At 71.2% G+C, this 18,307-nt stretch carries 17 protein-coding genes; 9 read left to right on the top strand and 8 right to left on the bottom strand.

Features of this window, described 5'->3' with window-relative positions:
- Positions 1 to 78 precede the first annotated feature (78 nt).
- On the bottom strand, positions 79 to 1,842 hold the full coding sequence (gene aspS, locus ACZ7MF_RS27535) for an aspartate--tRNA ligase (RefSeq protein ID WP_471480591.1): 1,764 nt from the start codon (positions 1,840 to 1,842) through the stop codon (positions 79 to 81).
- A 195-nt stretch (positions 1,843 to 2,037) separates the two neighbouring features.
- On the opposite strand from aspS, the gene ACZ7MF_RS27530 reads away from it, so the two are divergent.
- The gene (locus ACZ7MF_RS27530; protein ID WP_471480589.1) at positions 2,038 to 4,218 is read left to right on the top strand and encodes a SpoIIE family protein phosphatase; all 2,181 of its coding nucleotides are present in this window, start codon (positions 2,038 to 2,040) and stop codon (positions 4,216 to 4,218) included.
- Here ACZ7MF_RS27530 and ACZ7MF_RS27525 read toward each other — a convergent pair.
- From ACZ7MF_RS27525 to ACZ7MF_RS27515, 3 genes are all read right to left on the bottom strand, one after another.
- Positions 4,134 to 5,234, bottom strand: a complete 1,101-nt coding sequence (locus tag ACZ7MF_RS27525; protein ID WP_471480587.1) for an AI-2E family transporter — start codon at positions 5,232 to 5,234, stop codon at positions 4,134 to 4,136. The genes ACZ7MF_RS27530 and ACZ7MF_RS27525 overlap by 85 nt on opposite strands.
- Before the next feature lie 65 nt (positions 5,235 to 5,299).
- Positions 5,300 to 6,277: a pirin family protein gene (locus tag ACZ7MF_RS27520; protein ID WP_356862103.1), complete on the bottom strand. Its 978-nt coding sequence runs from the start codon at positions 6,275 to 6,277 to the stop codon at positions 5,300 to 5,302.
- A gap of 120 nt (positions 6,278 to 6,397) precedes the next feature.
- Entirely contained in the window at positions 6,398 to 6,868 is a 471-nt protein-coding gene (locus tag ACZ7MF_RS27515; RefSeq protein ID WP_003975142.1) for an SseB family protein, read from the bottom strand.
- 148 nt (positions 6,869 to 7,016) lie between these two features.
- Between ACZ7MF_RS27515 and ACZ7MF_RS27510 the strand changes: the two genes are divergently transcribed.
- The 4 genes from ACZ7MF_RS27510 (at position 7,017) to ACZ7MF_RS27495 (ending at position 11,187) form a co-directional block, all read left to right on the top strand.
- Positions 7,017 to 8,843 carry an acyl-CoA dehydrogenase gene (locus ACZ7MF_RS27510; RefSeq protein WP_471480584.1) on the top strand — a complete coding sequence of 609 codons (1,827 nt, stop codon included), beginning with the start codon at positions 7,017 to 7,019 and terminating at the stop codon, positions 8,841 to 8,843.
- A 97-nt stretch (positions 8,844 to 8,940) separates the two neighbouring features.
- On the top strand, positions 8,941 to 10,239 hold the full coding sequence (locus tag ACZ7MF_RS27505) for a M18 family aminopeptidase (RefSeq protein ID WP_471480582.1): 1,299 nt from the start codon (positions 8,941 to 8,943) through the stop codon (positions 10,237 to 10,239).
- A gap of 116 nt (positions 10,240 to 10,355) precedes the next feature.
- On the top strand, positions 10,356 to 10,607 hold the full coding sequence (locus ACZ7MF_RS27500) for a DUF6458 family protein (RefSeq protein ID WP_189740256.1): 252 nt from the start codon (positions 10,356 to 10,358) through the stop codon (positions 10,605 to 10,607).
- A gap of 85 nt (positions 10,608 to 10,692) precedes the next feature.
- Positions 10,693 to 11,187 (top strand): LURP-one-related/scramblase family protein, encoded by a 495-nt coding sequence (locus ACZ7MF_RS27495; protein WP_356862095.1) that lies wholly within the window; start codon positions 10,693 to 10,695, stop codon positions 11,185 to 11,187.
- A 22-nt stretch (positions 11,188 to 11,209) separates the two neighbouring features.
- On the opposite strand, the gene ACZ7MF_RS27490 is transcribed toward ACZ7MF_RS27495, so the two are convergent.
- Positions 11,210 to 11,674 (bottom strand): hypothetical protein, encoded by a 465-nt coding sequence (locus ACZ7MF_RS27490; RefSeq protein WP_471480578.1) that lies wholly within the window; start codon positions 11,672 to 11,674, stop codon positions 11,210 to 11,212.
- A gap of 66 nt (positions 11,675 to 11,740) precedes the next feature.
- Positions 11,741 to 12,535, bottom strand: coding sequence for a carbon-nitrogen family hydrolase (locus tag ACZ7MF_RS27485; protein ID WP_471480576.1), 795 nt, complete (start codon positions 12,533 to 12,535; stop codon positions 11,741 to 11,743).
- Positions 12,536 to 12,716: 181 nt separating this feature from the next.
- Here ACZ7MF_RS27485 and ACZ7MF_RS27480 point away from each other — a divergent pair, with 181 nt between their 5' ends.
- The gene (locus ACZ7MF_RS27480; protein ID WP_471480575.1) at positions 12,717 to 13,541 is read left to right on the top strand and encodes a maleylpyruvate isomerase family mycothiol-dependent enzyme; all 825 of its coding nucleotides are present in this window, start codon (positions 12,717 to 12,719) and stop codon (positions 13,539 to 13,541) included.
- Between the two features lie 99 nt (positions 13,542 to 13,640).
- Here the strand turns inward: ACZ7MF_RS27480 and ACZ7MF_RS27475 are convergent, their stop codons facing one another.
- Positions 13,641 to 14,951, bottom strand: a complete 1,311-nt coding sequence (locus tag ACZ7MF_RS27475; RefSeq protein WP_471480573.1) for an MFS transporter — start codon at positions 14,949 to 14,951, stop codon at positions 13,641 to 13,643.
- Positions 14,948 to 15,598, bottom strand: coding sequence for a GntR family transcriptional regulator (locus tag ACZ7MF_RS27470; protein ID WP_471480571.1), 651 nt, complete (start codon positions 15,596 to 15,598; stop codon positions 14,948 to 14,950). Before ACZ7MF_RS27470 ends, ACZ7MF_RS27475 begins: the two co-directional genes overlap by 4 nt.
- A 220-nt stretch (positions 15,599 to 15,818) precedes the next feature.
- Here ACZ7MF_RS27470 and ACZ7MF_RS27465 point away from each other — a divergent pair, with 220 nt between their 5' ends.
- The 3 genes from ACZ7MF_RS27465 to ACZ7MF_RS27455 all read left to right on the top strand — a co-directional run bounded on the left by ACZ7MF_RS27465 (position 15,819) and on the right by ACZ7MF_RS27455 (position 18,213).
- Entirely contained in the window at positions 15,819 to 16,763 is a 945-nt protein-coding gene (locus ACZ7MF_RS27465; RefSeq protein ID WP_471480569.1) for a D-alanyl-D-alanine carboxypeptidase family protein, read from the top strand.
- Between the two features lie 104 nt (positions 16,764 to 16,867).
- Complete coding sequence (locus ACZ7MF_RS27460) at positions 16,868 to 17,215, top strand: GntR family transcriptional regulator (protein ID WP_003975124.1); 348 nt, start codon at positions 16,868 to 16,870, stop codon at positions 17,213 to 17,215.
- Positions 17,212 to 18,213 (top strand): DUF1648 domain-containing protein, encoded by a 1,002-nt coding sequence (locus ACZ7MF_RS27455; RefSeq protein WP_471480566.1) that lies wholly within the window; start codon positions 17,212 to 17,214, stop codon positions 18,211 to 18,213. The genes ACZ7MF_RS27460 and ACZ7MF_RS27455 overlap by 4 nt, the downstream gene beginning before the upstream one ends.
- Positions 18,214 to 18,307 lie beyond the last annotated feature (94 nt).

Here is an 18,307-nt window from a genome sequence, read left to right as displayed (position 1 = left end):
ATCTCCTTCGTGGATCGGGAACGGCGGATCAGGAACGGCGGATCTCGACGGCAGTCGCTGCGGGACTGCCGCCGCTGACTACTTCGGCTGCGGCTTGCGCACCGTCAGGTGCAGTTCCCTCAGCCGGGTCTCGTCCAGCTCGGTCGGGGCGCCCATCATCAGGTCCTGGGCGTTGCCGTTGAGCGGGAAGGCGATGGTCTCGCGGATGTTGGGCTCGTCGGCCAGCAGCATGACGATGCGGTCGACGCCGGGGGCGATGCCGCCGTGCGGCGGGGCGCCGAAGCGGAGGGCGCGCAGCATGCCGGCGAACTCGCGCTCGACGGTCTCGGCGTCGTAGCCCGCGATCTCGAAGGCCTTGAGCATGATCTCCGGCTCGTGGTTCCGGATGGCGCCGGAGGACAGCTCGACGCCGTTGCAGACGATGTCGTACTGCCAGGCGAGGATGTCCAGCGGGTCCTGGTTCTCCAGGGCGTCCATGCCGCCCTGCGGCATCGAGAAGGGGTTGTGGGAGAAGTCGATCTTCCCCGTCTCCTCGTCCTTCTCGTACATCGGGAAGTCGACGATCCAGCAGAAGCGGAAGACGTTCTCCTCGAAGTGGCCGGCGCGCTTGGCGGCCTCGACGCGGACCGCGCCCATGATCTTGGAGACCTCGTCGAACTCGCCCGCGCCGAAGAACACCGCGTGGCCGGGGGCCAGCGAGAGCCGCTTGGTCAGCTCCGCGACGTTCTCCTCGGTGAGGAACTTCGCGATCGGGCCGGACAGCTTGCCGTCCTCGCCGACGCGGACCCAGGCCAGGCCCTTGGCGCCCTGCGAGACGGCGTAGTCGCCGAGCTGGTCGAAGAACTTGCGGGGCTGGCCCGACACGTCCGGGACGGGCAGCGCGCGCACGTGCTTGCCGGCGAAGGCCTTGAACTCCGAGCCCTCGAAGACGTCGGTGATGTCGACCAGCTCCAGCTGGGCACGCAGATCCGGCTTGTCGGAGCCGTACTTCAGCATCGCCTCGCGGAACGGGATCCGCGGGAACGGCGAGGTCACGTGGCGGCCGTTGCCGAACTCCTCGAACAGCTCGGTCATGAGCTGCTCGATCGGGCGGAAGACGTCCTCCTGCTCGACGAAGCTCATCTCGACGTCGAGCTGGTAGAACTCGCCCGGCGAGCGGTCGGCGCGGGCGTCCTCGTCGCGGAAGCAGGGCGCGATCTGGAAGTACCGGTCGAAGCCCGAGATCATCAGCAGCTGCTTGAACTGCTGCGGCGCCTGCGGGAGGGCGTAGAAGCGGCCCGCGTGCAGACGGGAGGGCACGACGAAGTCGCGGGCGCCCTCGGGGGAGGTGGCGGTGAGGATGGGCGTCGCCATCTCGTTGAAGCCGAGGGCGACCATCTTGCTGCGGATCGAGGAGATGACCGACGTGCGCAGCATGATGTTGCGGTGCATGCGCTCGCGGCGCAGGTCCAGGAAGCGGTACTCGAGCCGCCGCTCCTCGTTGACCCCGTCCTCGGTGTTGATGGTGAAGGGCAGCGGCTGGGCGGCACCGAGCAGCTCGACCTCGCCCACCTCGACCTCGACCTCGCCGGTGGGCAGGTCGGGGTTGATGTTGTCGGCGCCGCGCGAGACGACCCGGCCGTCGACACGAACGGTCGATTCCTTGGTGAGCTTGTCCAGCGCCTCGTACGCCTCGGTGCCCGGACGGGCGACGAGCTGCGTGATGCCGTAGTGATCGCGCAGATCGATGAAGAGGATGCCGCCCAGGTCGCGCCGATTGTGCAGCCAGCCACTCAGTCGGACGTCGGTGCCGACGTCAGAGGAGCGGAGCTCGCCGCAGGTGTGGGACCTGTACCGATGCATCGTCGTTCATCCAGCCTTCGCGGATCGGGGATGGTGTTTCGCGTTTCACGTGAAACAACCCCAGCGTACCGGGCAGCCACGGCTGCCTTCCTCCCGATTGACCCGCCGGCAGCCCGCCACGAGCCCGCTCCCACCCCGCTCGGACGCCCCGGCGAGCGGTGGCAGCGTTCGACGACCTCTTCTTAAAGTGGGGCAATGCGCACTGGTGAGCCCCTGCCCGAGGTGGGGGACGTCCTTGCCGCCCTCGCGACCGGACTGTGGCACTGGGACACCGCTACGGGTGAGGTCACGGTGGACGGAGAGGCCGCCCGCCTGCTCGGCCTGCCCGCCGAACCGGCGACCCTCACCGAGGCGCAGGTACGGGCCCGGCTGCATCCGGTGGACTGGAACGAGATCACCGGGGTGGTCCAGCTCGCCGTCGCCGAGGGCACGCTCGCCGAGGTCCGGATCCGGATCATGGACGAGCACGGCCATGTCGTCCGGGTCGTACGCAGCCGCTCCAAGCCCTCCTTCGACCCCGAGCGCAAGGCGTACCTGCTGACCGGCACCCTCCAGGAGGTCGCCGAGCCGAGGCCGGGCACCCCCGCGGGGCGCAGCGCGGTCACCGGCGAGTGGCGGCGCTCGCGGGAGGCCTTCCTGCTGGACGCGGGCCGGGCACTGGCCGAGGCGCGGTCCACCGAGGAGGTGCTGCGGGTCGCGGCGGGGCTGTCGATGCCGGGGTTCTCCCCGGACGGGCTCGCGGTGTTCGGGGTCTCGGGGGACCACCTCACCGTCATCGGGCACCACGGGCAGCCGGACGACGAGGCCAACCCGTTCGTGGACATGTCCCTGGAGACCGACTACCCGGCCGCCGAGGTGGTCCGCACCGGCCGCGCGGTCTACCTCTCCTCCCCGCAGCAGTACCGGTCCCGCTATCCCATGACGTGGTCGCTCGCCGAGCGCTTCGGCCGCCGCTCCTGGGCCTATCTGCCGCTGACCGTGGCGGGCCGCACGATGGGCGCCTGGATGGCCGCCTTCGCCTACCCGGTGGCGTTCACGCCGGACGAGCGCTCGGTGCTGACCACGGTGGCGCGGATGCTCGCCCAGGCCCTGTCCCGGGCCGGCGCCGCGGAAACCCAGCGGGAGCTGGCCGAGGGGCTGCAACGCTCGATGCTGCCCATGCTCGGCCCGGAGATCCCCGGCATGGACATCGCCGCCCGCTACGTCCCCACCGGCGGCGGCCTTCAGGTCGGCGGCGACTGGTACGACATGATCCCGCTGCCCGGGGGCCGCTTCGCCGTGGTGATCGGCGACGTCCAGGGCCACGACGTGCGGGCGGCCGGGCTGATGGGGCAGCTGCGCATCGCCCTGCGCGCCTACGCCTCCGAGGGCCACCGCCCCGACGCGGTGCTCGCCCGCGCCTCGCACTTCTTCCACGGCCTCGCCGCGGCCGAGGACGACCCCGGCGACCTGCGCTTCGCGACCTGCTACTACGCCGAGGTCGACCCCGCCACCGGCACCATGGAGAGCGCCCGCGCGGGGCATCTGGACCCGGTGGTGCGGATGGCGGACGGGACGGCACTGATCCTCGCCACGGCGGGCGGGCTGCCGCTGGGCATCGACCCGGACACCGACTACCCGACCACGCGGCTCGCCCTGGAACCCGGGGACACCCTGATGCTGTGCACGGACGGCCTGGTCGAGACCGGCGGCCACGATCTGCAGAGTGGCTGGCACCGCCTGCGCGTGATCCTTGAGGAGCACGCCGCCGGCCTGGAGGAGCTGGCCGACGCGCTGGTCCAGGCCGTGCACGGCCCCTCCTCGCACCACACCGTCGGCCCGCTGTCCGACCGCCGGGAGGACGACATCGCGCTGCTGCTGCTGTGCCGGCAGGGCGAGGGCTGTGGCTGCGGCGCATCCACCGCGACCCGGGCGCCGGTGCGCCGCACGATGCTGACGGTCGCCCAGGCCGAGCCCGCCCGGATCGCCGCCGCCCGGCAGCACCTGCGCGACCTGCTGCACGACTGGCCGGACGAGGAGCAGCGCGACGCGGCGGTGCTCCTGCTCTCCGAGATGCTGACGAACGTCCTGGTCCACACCGACACCGACGCCCTGCTCGTCGCCGAGGTGGCCGGGGAGTGGGGCGAGCGGCGGATCCGGGTGGAGGTCACCGACAACGGCGACGACCTGCCGCACAAGCGCAGGCCGGGCGAGATGGCGTCCTCCGGACGCGGGCTGATGCTGGTCGAGCTGCTCGCGGACGCGTGGGGCGTCGCCCCGCGCGGCGAGGGCAAGAGCATCTGGTACGAGCTCTACGAGCCCGCGGCCCCGGTCGACGGTGCCGGTCCCGCGTCTGGCCCGGAGGCAGGCCCTGAGGCGGCCGCCGAGGCCCCGTAACGCCCCTGCAGCTCGTGCACGATCCCGAACGCCGCGGCGGTCAGGGGCACGGCGAGGAGCATCCCCAGGATGCCCGCCACCGACGCGCCCGCGGTGAGCGCCAGCAGCACGACCGCCGGGTGCATCTGGACGGTACGGCTCTGGATCATCGGCTGGAGCACGTGTCCCTCCAGCACCTGCACGGCCAGCACCACGCCGAGCGCCCACAGCGCGATGACGAACCCCCGGTCGGCCAGTGCCACCAGCACGGCGACGGCCCCGGAGATGAAGGCGCCGAGATAGGGAATGTAGGCGCCGACGAAGACCAGCGCCCCGAGCCCGACCGCGCCGGGGACGCGCAGGACGAGCAGGCCGACGGTGATGCAGAGCGCGTCGATGAGGGCGATCAGGGTCGTCCCGCGCATGAAGCCCTCGACGGCTCCGAAGGCCCGCCGGGCCATGGCCTCGACCGTGTCGGCACCGCCGGGCGGGGCGAGGGCGCGCACCGTGGTGACGGCGCGGTCGGAGTCGCGCAGGAAGAAGAAGACGAGCAGCAGGGCGAGTACGGCCATGGCCATCATCTCGCCGACGACGCTGATCCCGGTCACCACGCCGGAGGCGGCCGTACCGCCGAACTTGCCCAGCAGTTCGCGCGCGTTGGAGGCCACGTCGTCCAGCGAGGTGCCCGCCGCACCGAAGTGGTCGGCGATGCCCTTCGCCGCGTCCCGCAGCGAGGTGACGATCTGGTCGCCGGTCTCGACGAGTGCGGAGACCACGATGTAGACGGCCCCGCCGACCACCGCCAGCACGGCGACACAGGTCAGCCCGGCGGCCAGCGACCGCTGCACATGGGCCTTCACCAGCCGCGCGTGCAGCGGCCTGAGCAGCGCGGTGCCGAGCAGCGCGAGCAGCGCCGGAGTCACCGCCGTGCGGAACTCGACGCAGAGCCGGACCGCGACGTAGACGACACCGCTGGCGAGCAGGATGACGGCGCACCAGGCGGCGAACCGGCGCACCGGACCGGGGAGCAGCTGCACGCCCCCACCCGATCACGCACCGGGCGGGCTGTCCTGCGCGGACGGCCCGCCCGGGTGACGCGCGGTCAGGCGCCGGGGCCCTCCTCGGACATCCCGTGCACCGCCGGGACGGTGCCGAGGCGCCCCTTCTGGAAGTCCTCGAAGGCCTGCATCAGCTCGTCCTTGGTGTTCATCACGAACGGACCGTAGTGGGCCATCGGCTCCCGGATCGGCCGGCCGCCGAGCAGCACGACCTCCAGGTCCGGGGTGTGCGCGTCCTGCTTCTCGTCCGCGCGGACGGTCAGCGAGCCCCCGGCGCCGAAGACGGCGGTCTGCCCGAGGTGGACCGGACGCCGCTCGGCGCCCACGGACCCGCGTCCGGCCATGACGTACGCCAGGCCGTTGAAGTCCTCCCGCCAGGGCAGGGTCACCTCGGCGCCCGGCGCCAGCGTGGCGTGGACCATCGTGATCGGCGTGTGCGTGATGCCGGGGCCGTCGTGCCCGTCCAGCTCACCGGCGATGACGCGCAGCAGCGCGCCGCCGTCGGGGGAGGTGAGCAGCTGGACGCTGCCACTGCGGATGTCCTGGTAGCGCGGGGCCATCATCTTGTCCTTGGCCGGCAGGTTCACCCACAGCTGGAGCCCGTGGAAGAGACCGCCCGACATCACCAGCTGCTCCGGCGGCGCCTCGATGTGCAGCAGGCCCGAGCCCGCCGTCATCCACTGGGTGTCGCCGTTGGTGATGGTGCCGCCGCCACCGTTGGAGTCCTGGTGGTCGAAGATCCCGTCGACGATGTAGGTGACGGTCTCGAAGCCGCGGTGCGGGTGCCAGGGCGTGCCCTTGGGCTCCCCGGGCGCGTACTCCACCTCACCCATCTGGTCCATCATGATGAACGGGTCGAGATGGCGGTAGTTGATCCCGGCGAACGCGCGGCGCACCGGGAAGCCCTCGCCCTCGAAACCGCTGGGCGCGGTCGTCACGGTGAGCACGGGACGTGCGACGGCGTCGGCGGGTGCGGATACGCGGGGCAGCGTCAGCGGGTTCTCGACGGTCACGGCGGGCATGTCGACCTCCTCGGGCGGCGTACGCCCCACTTTAGTTGAGCATTGAACTTCTTGCCACCTGGAACCACGAAAGCCCGGAGGTCATTCCCTCCGGGCCCGCGGACATCCGTTCGGCGGCGCCTAGCCATACATGCGGCGCATGGCGAAATCGACCATCTGTTCGACAGCTTTGGCGTCGAACACCATCCGGTGCTCGCCCTCCATGTCCAGGACGAAGCCGTAGCCGGTCGGCAGCAGGTCGATCACCTCCGCGCCGGTGATCACGAAGTACTTCGACTCCTTGCCCGCGTACCGGCGCAGCTCCTTCAGTCCGGTGAACATCGGGATCACGGGCTGCTGGGTGTTGTGCAGCGCGAGGAAGCCGGGATTGTCGCCGCGCGGGCAGTAGACCTTCGAGGTCGCGAAGATCTGCTGGAAGTCCTCGGCGGACATCTGGCCGGTGGTGAAGGCGCGCACCGCGTCCGCGAGCGAGGGCGGGGACGGCTCGGGGTACAGCGGCGGCTGCTGCCCGTACCCGCCGCCCATCGGCTGCTGCGGGGGCGGGGCGTACTGCTGCTGCTGTTGGCCCGCGGTCTGGTCGTAGCCGTACATGCAGCACAGAGTAACGAGTAACGAGTCACAGATGGGCGGCCCGGGGTTGCTTCTTATTACCGACGGGTAGCATCATCGTAGCTACTAGTTGGTACGTGTACGGATGCGAGGAGCGAGTGCCTCGCCGATCTCTCAAGGGAGCGTCGCCATGGGGCACTACAAGCCGAATCTCCGGGACATCGAGTTCAACCTCTTCGAGGTGCTCGGCCGTGACAAGGTCTACGGCACGGGCCCGTTCGCGGAGATGGACACCGACACCGCCAGGAGCGTGCTCGAGGAGCTGACCCGCCTCTCGGAGAACGAGCTGGCCGAGTCCTTCGCCGACGCCGACCGCAACCCGCCGGTCTTCGACCCGGAGACCAACACCGCCCCGGTCCCGGCCTCCTTCAAGAAGAGCTACCAGGCCTTCATGGACTCCGAGTACTGGCGCCTCGGCCTGCCCGAGGAGATCGGCGGCACCACCTCCCCGCGCTCGCTCATCTGGGCGTACGCGGAGCTGATCCTCGGCGCCAACCCGGCCGTGTGGATGTACTCCTCGGGCCCGGCGTTCGCCGGCATCCTCTTCGAGGAGGGCAACGAGGTCCAGAAGCACATCGCCTCGCTCGCCGTCGAGAAGCAGTGGGGCTCCACCATGGTCCTCACCGAGCCGGACGCCGGTTCGGACGTCGGCGCCGGCCGCACCAAGGCCGTCGAACAGGCCGACGGCTCCTGGCACATCGAGGGCGTCAAGCGCTTCATCACGTCCGGCGAGCACGACATGTCGGAGAACATCCTCCACTACGTCCTCGCCCGCCCCGAGGGCGCCGGACCCGGCACCAAGGGCCTGTCCCTCTTCCTCGTCCCGAAGTACGAGTTCGACTTCGAGACCGGCGAGCTGGGCGAGCGCAACGGCGTCTACGCCACCAACGTCGAGCACAAGATGGGCCTGAAGGCCTCCAACACCTGCGAGATGACCTTCGGCGACCGCCACCCCGCCAAGGGCTGGCTGATCGGCGACAAGCACGACGGCATCCGCCAGATGTTCCGCATCATCGAGTTCGCCCGCATGATGGTCGGCACGAAGGCGATCTCCACCCTCTCCACGGGCTACCTCAACGCCCTGGAGTACGCCAAGGAGCGCGTCCAGGGCCCGGACCTCGCCAACTTCATGGACAAGGCGGCCCCCAAGGTCACCATCACGCACCACCCGGACGTCCGCCGCTCCCTCATGACGCAGAAGGCGTACGCCGAGGGCATGCGCGCCCTGGTCATGTACACCGCCTCCGTCCAGGACGAGATCCAGGTCAAGGAGGCGAACGGCGAGGACGCCTCGACCGAGCACGCCCTCAACGACCTGCTCCTGCCCGTCGTCAAGGGCTACGGCTCCGAGAAGGCCTACGAGCAGCTCGCGCAGTCGCTCCAGACCTTCGGCGGCTCCGGGTTCCTCCAGGAGTACCCGATCGAGCAGTACATCCGCGACGCCAAGATCGACACCCTGTACGAGGGCACCACGGCGATCCAGGGCCAGGACTTCTTCTTCCGGAAGATCGTCCGCAACCAGGGCGCCGCGCTGAACTCGCTCGCCGAGGACATCAAGAAGTTCCTGGCGCTCGCCACCGGCGGCGAGGAGCTGTCCGGCGCCCGCGAGCACCTGGCCAAGGCCGCCGTCGAGCTGGAGGCCATCGTCGGCCTGATGCTGACCGACCTCGCGGCCACCGAGCAGGACGTCAGGAACATCTACAAGGTGGGCCTCAACACCACCCGCCTGCTCCAGGCCTCCGGCGACGTGATCGTCGGCTACCTGCTCCTCAAGGGCGCCGCGATCGCCGCCGAGAAGCTGCCGACCGCCTCCGCCAAGGACAAGGCGTTCTACACCGGCAAGATCGCCGCCGCGAAGTTCTTCGCGGCCAACGTCCTGCCCGGCCTCACCCTGGCCCGCAAGGTCGCCCAGGGCGTCGAGCTGGACCTGATGGAGCTGGACGAGGCCGCGTTCTAGGACGGGCCCGGCCGCCCGAGGCCGTTCCGCACGCCCCACGAGGGCCCGCTCCCGCCGGACGGGAAGCGGGCCCTCGCACGTCGTTAAGGTGAACCCCATGAGCGCACCCTCCCGCTTCGACCGCGGCCACACCGACGACCTGATGACCTTCCTGTCGGCGAGCCCGACCCCGTACCACGCCGTGGCGAGCGCCGCCGCGCGGCTGGAGAAGGCCGGTTTCCGCCAGGTCGCGGAGACGGACGCCTGGGACGGGACGAGCGGCGGCCGCTACGTGCTGCGCGGCGGTGCGATCGTCGCCTGGTACGTCCCGGAGGGCGCCGCGGCGCACACCCCCTTCCGCATCGTCGGCGCCCACACCGACTCCCCCAACCTGCGCGTCAAGCCCCGCCCGGACGCCGGGGCGCACGGCTGGCGCCAGGTCGCGGTGGAGATCTACGGCGGCCCGCTGATGAACTCCTGGCTCGACCGGGACCTGGGCCTGGCCGGCCGCCTCTCGCTGCGCGACGGCTCCACCCGCCTGGTCAACGTCGACCGCCCGCTGCTCCGCGTCCCGCAGCTCGCCATCCACATGGACCGCAACGTCTCCACCGAGGGCCTCAAGCTCGACAAGCAGCGCCATCTCCAGCCCGTCTGGGGCCTGGGCGACACCGTGCGCGACGGCGACCTGATCGCCTTCCTGGAGGACGAGGCGGGCCTCGCCCGCGGCGAGGTCACCGGCTGGGACCTGATGACGCACTCCGTGGAGCCCCCGGCGTACCTGGGCCGCGAGCGCGAGCTGGTGGCGGGCCCGCGGATGGACAACCTGCTGTCCGTGCACGCCGGTACGGCCGCCCTGACCGCGGTCGCGGCCTCCGGCGCCGACCTCTCCTGCATCCCCGTGCTGGCCGCCTTCGACCACGAGGAGACCGGCTCCCAGTCGGACACGGGCGCCGACGGACCACTGCTCGGCAGCGTGCTGGAGCGCTCGGTCTTCGCCCGCGGCGGCACCTACGAGGACCGCGCGCGTGCCTTCGCCGGCACCGTCTGCCTGTCCTCCGACACGGGCCACGCCGTCCACCCCAACTACGCGGAACGGCACGACCCGACGCACCACCCGCGGATCAACGGCGGCCCCATCCTCAAGGTCAACGTCAACAACCGCTACGCCACCGACGGTTCGGGCCGCGCCGTGTTCGCCGCCGCCTGCGAGAAGGCGGACGTCCCCTTCCAGACCTTCGTCTCCAACAACTCCATGCCGTGCGGCACCACCATCGGCCCCATCACCGCGGCCCGGCACGGCATCAGCACCGTCGACATCGGCGTGGCCATCCTGTCGATGCACAGCGCCCGGGAGTTGTGCGGCGCCGACGACCCGCACCTGCTGGCCAACGCACTGGTGTCCTTCCTCCAGCCGTAGCCGGGAGGGCGCGCAACACCGCCCCACGGCATGAGGGTTGAAGCCGGGGGTACCCGCACGGAACCGGATCGGCCGGAAACCCGGAACCGACCGGATCTGACAGGGAGGCAACACTCATGGGCCTCGGCGGGTGCATCATCCTCATCGCCGTGGGAGCCATCCTCACGTTCGCGACCGACTGGGACATGCAGGGCGTCAACCTCGACCTGGTCGGTGTGATCTTCATGGTCGTCGGCCTGATCGGCGTCGCCACGTTCAGCAGCATCGCCCGGCGCCGCCGCGTCGTGATGCCGCCGTCGACCCCGGTCGTCGAGGAACGGCCCCACCACCCCACGCAGGACGGCTACCACAACGGCTACGGCGCCTGAGCCGACCGCGCGCACACCGCGCCGCACTCAGCCTGTCGGCCTACCGTCCGGGTTCCGCGGCGGCCGACGGGGAAGCGGTCAGAGCATGAGATTCCTCGTGTACGACCGGCTCCTCGGTATCGGTGACGACTACTGGATCGAGGACGACCGCGGCAACAAGGTCTTCCTCGTCGACGGCAAGGCGATGCGGCTGCGGGACACCTGGGAGCTGAAGGACGCCCAGGGGCGCGTGCTCATCGACATCCACCAGAAGATGTTCGCCCTGCGCGACACGATGGTGATCGAACGGGCCGGCGAGCCCCTGGCCCGCATCAAGCGCAAACGTCTCTCCCTGCTCCGCAACCACTACCGGGTCGTCCTGGCCGACGGCACCGAACTGGACGTCAGCGGCAAGATCCTCGACCGGGAGTTCGCCATCGAGTACGACGGCGAACTGCTGGCCGTCGCCTCCCGGCGCTGGCTGACCCTCCGGGACACCTACGGCGTGGACGTCGTCCGGGACGACGCGGACCCGGCGCTGCTGATCGCCCTGACGGTGTGCGTGATCCACCTGGCGGAGAAGGAGCGGGAGGACGACTGAGGACCGGCGGACCGGCCACTCCTCACGCCGTGCGGCGGACGGCGCGGCCGAGGAGCAGCGGCACGGCCAGGTGGTGCACGGGTGCCGCCAGGGCCCACAGCAGCCGGTCGGCCCGGCGCTCGTAGAACGCGTACGTCGCCCAGAGCAGCCGCGCGTCGTCCACGGTCACGACGTTGCGCACGGTCAGCGACGGCGCGCGGGCCTCCAGGGCGACCCTGGCCGGCCCGGTCTCCAGCACGCGCCAGCCCACCACGTGCCGTCGCGAGGTGCGCGGCCCCAGTCGCAGCCCAAGCCCGCCCGCCCACCCCGTCCGGAACAGCTCACGCACTATCACCGGGACGTCCTCGAAGCTGGCGCGCACCCATTCCTCGGGCGTCAGCCGGGGAAGACCCGCGGTCGGAAGCTCGAAAGCCGTCGCGAAAGGGGCGCCGAGGGGGTCCACCCGCACCCGGCGAATGGCGGAGGTACCGGTACGCGTCCGTGTCATACCGGCATACTGGGCAGCGCGACGCCACGTCAAACACGCGGTGTCACCCCTGCTCACACTCCGCGCTCAGCCGCGCGGCGGCTCCAGACCCAGTACCCGGTCCTTCAGGGCCGGGAACTGCTCCCTGGTCCGCGCCACCTTCACCGGGTCGAACTCCACCGTGAGGACCTCCTCGTCCGCACCGGCCTCCGCGAGCACCTCGCCCCAGGGATCCACCACGATCGAGTGACCGGCCTGCGGAACTCCGGCGTGCGTCCCGGCCGTTCCGCAGGCGAGGACGAAGGCCTGGTTCTCCACGGCCCGCGCCTGGGCCAGGAGCGTCCAGTGGGCCCGACGGCGTTCGGGCCAGCCCGCCGGGACGACGAGGATCTCGGCACCGGCGTCGACGAGGGAGCGGAAGAGCTCGGGGAAGCGCAGGTCGTAGCAGGTCGCCACGCCGAGGGTGGTGTCCGGCAGCCGGACCGTCACCGGCTCGCGCCCCGCGCCCATCAGCACGGCCTCGCCCTTGTCGAAGCCGAAGCGGTGGATCTTGCGGTAGGAGGCGGCGAGATCACCGGCGGGGGAGAAGACGAGCGAGGTGTTGTAGAGCCGTCCGTCCGGGCCGCGCTCGGGGACCGACCCCGCGTGCAGCCACACGCCCGTGTCGCTCGCCGCCTTGGCCATCGCCTCGTACGTCGGTCCGCGCAGCGGCTCGGCCGCCGCGTCGAACTCCTCGAAGGCGAACGCGCCCGTGGTCCACAGCTCCGGCAGCACGACGAGGTCGGCGCCCGCCTGCTCCCTTACCAGAGCCGCCGCCCGCACGCGACGCGCTTCGACCGTTTCGTCCTCGTTCACGGCGATTTGAATCAAAGAGGCGCGCACACTACCACCGTCCTGGCATTCGAGCCGTCCACACGGGCCTACGATCGTCACACGAAAGCACTGCCGGGGTGCCGCACAGCAGCGTAACTTAGCGTTCCAAGACGCCCGCCGACTGCCGCCACCGCCACTGGCACCGCCGCCACCAACCGCCCGTGTACCGACCGCCGAGGGGTCCCGTTCCGTGAGTCTGCATCCCGCCCTCCAGCCCTACGCCGACGCCTGGACTCACTCCATCGAGGCGATATCCGAGCTGGTCCAGCCGCTTGTGGAAGCAGAGTGGAACCGCCGGACCCCCTGCCCGGGCTGGTCGGTGCGCGACATCGTCTCGCACGTCCTGGGTCTGGACTCCGAGATGCTCGGCGACCCCCGCCCCATCCACACCCTCCCGCGCGACCTCTACCACGTCACCAACGACCACCAGCGCTACATGGAGATGCAGGTCGACGTCCGCCGCCACCACACGGCGCCGGAGATGACGTCCGAGCTGGAATACATGATCATCCGGCGCAACCGCCAGCTGCGGAACGAGTCGCGGGACCCCGGCACGAAGGTGCGCGGCCCGCTCGGCACCGAGCTGACCCTTCAGGAGGCGATGCGCCGGCACGCCTTCGACGTGTGGGCGCACGAGCAGGACCTGCGCACGACCCTCGGCCGCCCGGGCAACCTCGACTCCCCCGGCGCGCACGTCGCCCGTGACGTGCTGCTCGGCGAACTGCCCGCCGTCGTCGCCGAGCGGGCGGACGCTCCGCGCAGCTCGGCCGTCGTCTTCGACGTGCACGGCCCGGTCGAGTTCCTGCGCACCATCCGCGTCGACATCCAGGGCCGCGGCACCCTCGAATCGTCCCCGGCCCTCGGCCCCGCCGCCACCCTCACCCTGGACTGGGAGACGTACGTCCGCCTGGCCTGCGGCCGGGTGACCCCGGAGGCGGCGGCGGACCGCATCAAGACAGAGGGCGACCCGGACCTGACGGCAGCGATCCTGCGCAACTTCACCGTCACGCAGTGAGATTCCAGCCCGTCCGGCGCTTGAGGACGAGGCCGTTCAGGCCGAAGCGGGGGTCTGGGGGCGGCAGCCCCCAGCCCGGCCCGCACCCACGCCGGGTACCTACACAGGCACGTGCACCGTCTCCACCCGACTGGCAACCAACCGCTCCCGCTCCCGCGACGCGGCCCGCTTACGCAACCGCAGAATCTGCGTGACCCCGAGCGCCTGCAGCACGAACACCGAGGAGAACGCGACGGTGTAGTCGTCCCCCGTCGCATCCAGCAACACCCCCACCGCGAACAAGGTCGTCATCGACGCCACGAAGCCCCCCATGTTCGTGATCCCGGACGCCGTCCCCTGCCGCTCCGCCGAATTCGCCGGCCGCGCGAAGTCGAAGCCGATCATCGACGCCGGCCCGCACGCCCCCAGCACCGTGCACAGCACCACCAGCAGCCACATCGGCGCATGCTCGGCCGGGTAGGCCAGCGTCGCCGCCCAGAGCAGCGCCGTCGCCGCCACCGTGCCGAGCGCCAGCGGCAGCCGCGCCGCGTGGTGCCGGGCGATGACCTGGCCGTAGACCAGGCCGACGGCCATGTTGGACAGCACGACCAGGGTGAGCAGTGTGCCCGCCGTGGCCCGGGACAGCCCCTGCGCCTCGACCAGGAACGGCATCCCCCACAGCAGCAGGAACACCATCGCCGGGAACTGGGTGGTGAAGTGCACCCACAGCCCGAGCCGCGTCCCCGGCTCCCGCCAGGACAGCGCGATCTGCCGCCGTACGTACGCGGCCCCCTGGTGCGGCAGCGGCTCCGGCTCGTGGCCCTCGGGGTGGTCCTTGAGGAAGAGCAGCAGCAGGACGAAGACGACGACACCGGCGAGCGCGCTGCCCGCGAACGCCGCGGTCCAGCCGATGCCGTGCAGCAGCCGGGCCAGGACGAGCGTGGAGACCAGGTTGCCCGCCATGCCGACGAGACCGGCGAGCTGGGCCACCATCGGCCCGCGCCGGGCGGGGAACCAGCGGGTGCCCAGCCGCAGCACGCTGATGAACGTCATCGCGTCCCCGCAGCCCAGCAGCGCCCGCGAGGCCAGTGCCATGCCGTACGACGGGGAGAAGGCGAAGCCCAGCTGCCCCGCCGTGAACAGCACGACGCCGAGGCCCAGCACCCTCTTCGTGCCGAGCCGGTCGACCAGCAGGCCGACGGGTATCTGCATACCGGCGTAGACCAGCAGCTGGAGGATGGAGAAGGTGGACAGCGCGGAGGCGTTGACGTGGAAGCGGTCGGCGGCGTCGAGACCGGCGACCCCGAGGGACGTACGGAAGATGACGGCGACGAAGTAGACGGAGACGCCGATGCCCCACACGGCGATCGCACGCCGGCCCCCCGGCGGGTCACCGGGCAGGGCACGGCCGGCCGAGGTGGCCGTACTCATCGGACCTCCCCCCGCGCCAGGTTCGAGAACCAGCCCACGTGCCGGCCCACCACGGCGACGGCCGCCTCCGCGTCCCCGGCGCGCAGCGCGTCGAGGATCTCCTCGTGCTCGGCGAGGGTGTGGGCGATCCGGTCGGGGTGGGAGTGCATCACGGCGACGCCCATGCGCAACTGGCGGTCGCGGAGCTGGTCGTAGAGGCGGGAGAGGATCTCGTTGCCGCCGCTGCGGACGATCTCGGCGTGGAAGCAGCGGTCGGTGACGGAGGCGGCGGCGAAGTCACCGGCGGCGGCCTGCTCCTGCTGCCGGGCGAGCAGCTCCTCCAGCCGTTCCACGAGCCCCGGCGGGGCGGGTACGGCCTTCCTGGCCGCGTGCTCCTCGACCAGCAGCCGGGTCTCCACCACGTCGGCGATCTCCTGCGCGGAGACGGGCAGGACCAGGGCACCCTTCTTGGGGTAGAGCCGGATCAGGCCCTCGGCCTGCAGCCGCAGCAGCGCCTCGCGCACCGGGGTGCGGGAGACGCCCACGGCCTCGGCCAGCTCGCCCTCGGTGAGCAGCGTCCCGCCCTCGTAACGGCGCTCCAGGACGCCCTGCTTGACGTGGGTGTAGACGCGGTCCGCCGCGGGGGGTTGCTTCACTGCCGTGGTCATGCCGACAGGATAGATACAACAGGGACACAAGAGGGATCCGGTCCAGCATCCGGACGCCGACCCCGCCCCGCTCACCCTTCAGGGGGAACCGGGGGCCTCCCCCCGCCCCGCCGCGCAACCATTCCCCCTCTCCGGGGGTCGGACTGTCGCGGCCACGCTCCACCGACCACAACTCGGCCGCACTCCAGGCGAATTCACCACAATCGGGGTAATCAACTCAATGAATGCCATTCCGGGCGCCACCGAATCCGTCCGTCTGCGCAGGGCCCTCGCCGCCACCCTGACCGGCACCGCCGTCCTCGCCACCGGCGTCCTCGCCGCCGCACCCGCGCAGGCCGCCGCACCCGACCGCGTGCTCGCGGCACCCGTGCGGGCCGCCGCCGTGCCCTCGATCGCCGCCAAGGGCGGCTTCGTGATGAACAACGCGACCGGCAGGTCGCTCTACACCAAGGCCGCCGACACGAAGCGCTCCACCGGCTCCACGACCAAGATCATGACCGCCAAGGTCGTGCTCTCCCAGCCGAAGCTGAACCTGGACGCCAAGGTCACGATCCAGATGGCGTACAGCGACTACATCGTGTCGAAGAACGCCTCGTCCGCCCGCCTGATCGTCGGCGACAAGGTGACGGTCCGCCAGCTGCTGTACGGGCTGATGCTGCCCTCCGGCTGCGACGCCGCCTATGCACTCGCCGACAAGTTCGGCTCGGGCAGGACGCGGGCGGCGCGGGTGAAGTCCTTCATCGGCAAGATGAACGCGACCGCCAAGAGCCTCGGCCTGAAGAACACGCACTTCGACTCGTTCGACGGCATCGGCAACGGCAAGAACTACTCCACGCCGCGCGACCTGACGAAGATCGCGAGCAGCGCGATGAAGAACTCCACCTTCCGCACCATCGTCAGGACCAAGAAGTACACGGCGAAGACGAGGACGAAGAAGGGCGGCACCCGCACGATGGCGCCCTGGACCAACACCAACACGCTGCTGGGCAGTTACAGCGGAGCGATCGGCGTGAAGACCGGGTCGGGACCGGAGGCCAGGTACTGCCTGGTCTTCGCCGCGACCCGGAAGGGGAAGACGGTGATCGGCACGGTCCTGGCGTCCTCGTCGTCGGCGCAGCGCGCCAAGGACGCCACGAAGCTCATGAACCACGCCTTCACGAAGTAACCCCGACACCCCGTCGAAGGGCCCGCCGCCGACGCGACGGGCCCTTCTCGCTGTGCCGGTCTCCCTGTACCGATGAAGCGCATGGTGATAGTTTCATTAGCACCATGCTGCTGAGTCTGGACAAGACCGACACCCGCCCCCTGCACGAACAGGTGGCCGGCGCCCTCCGGCGCGCCATCGCCGAGGGGGAGTGCGCCCCCGGGGACCGACTGCCCTCGGCCCGCGACCTCTCCGAGGCCCTGGACGTCAACGTCAACACCGTGCTGCGCGCACTGCGCGGCCTGCGGGACGAGGGCCTGCTGGAGTTCCGCCGGGGCCGGGGGGTGACGGTGGCCGAGGGCGCCCGGCCCCACTCCGAACTGCAGATCCGGGTACGGGAACTGCTCGCCGAGGCCGCTCGGCTGGGCTACAGCAGGACCGATCTCATCGACATGATCAGGGGGATGCCATGAGGGACACGACAGCGGCGGGGCGTACGACGGCGGTGGTCTGGACGACGGTGGTCTGGACGGCCGGGGTCACGGCGGTGCTCGCCGCGATGCCGCTCCTGGCACGGGACCGGCTGCCCGACCGGCTGGGGACCCACTGGGGCCTGGACGGCGAAGCGCCCAACGGCTCGATGCCCCTGTGGGCAGCCTCCCTCGTCCCCGCGCTGGTCTGGCTGGTGACGGCGGCCGCGGTCACCGTCCCCCTGATGCGGGCGGGCCCGGCGGCCCGCCCCTGGACCACCGTGACCCTGCTCCCCACGGGCATCGTCCTCACCGGCGTGCAGGCCGCGGTCATCCGGGCCAACCTGGACCGCGCGGACTGGCACGAGGCCCGTCAGCCCACCGCCTGGGTCGTCGCGCTCCTGGCCGCGGCCGTACTCGCGGGCGTGGCCGGCTGGCTGCTCGTCACCCGGCGGCGCGGCACCTACGACGCCACGACGCCCGACGAGGGCACCCCCGCGCTGGACATCCCCAAGGGCCGCCGGCTGGTCTGGTTCTCCCGCACCGCCAACCCCTGGCTCCAACTGCTCGCGGCCGCGATCGGCCTGGTGGCCGTGGGCGCGCTCGTCGCCCTGGTCGGCGGCCTGGCCGCCCCGGGCGCCCTGTGGGCCCTGTTCGCCGGCTGCGGCGCCGGTTCCGTCGCCTGCGCCATGTTCTCCTCCGTCCAGGCCCGCGTCTCGGAGCGCGGCCTGGAGGTCTCCTTCGGCCCGCTCGGCTGGCCCGGACGCCGCTGGGCACCCGGCGACATCGACACGGCCCGGATGGAGGTCCGCCGCCCCGCCGAGGTCGGCGGCTGGGGCTACCGCCTCAGCGGCCTCGGCACCACGGTCATGCTGCGCGCCGGCGAGTGCCTGGTCATACGCCCCCGTGGCCGCCGAACCGACTTCGCCATCAGCATCGACGACGCCGAACGCGGCGCAGCCCTCCTCAACACCCTGCACCCGAACCGGCCCCGGGGCTGATCCCGACCCGCACCGAGAGATGCCCGAGACCGTAACTGGAAGTTACGGTCTCAGCGTTCCCGCAGGCGGAAGGGGCGTCGCAACTCCAACTTGC

The sequence above is a fragment of the Streptomyces sp. NPDC111628 genome (genome assembly GCF_055635195.1).
Note: the sequence above shows the minus strand (reverse complement) of the source record. Positions and strands in the feature narration are given on the sequence as shown.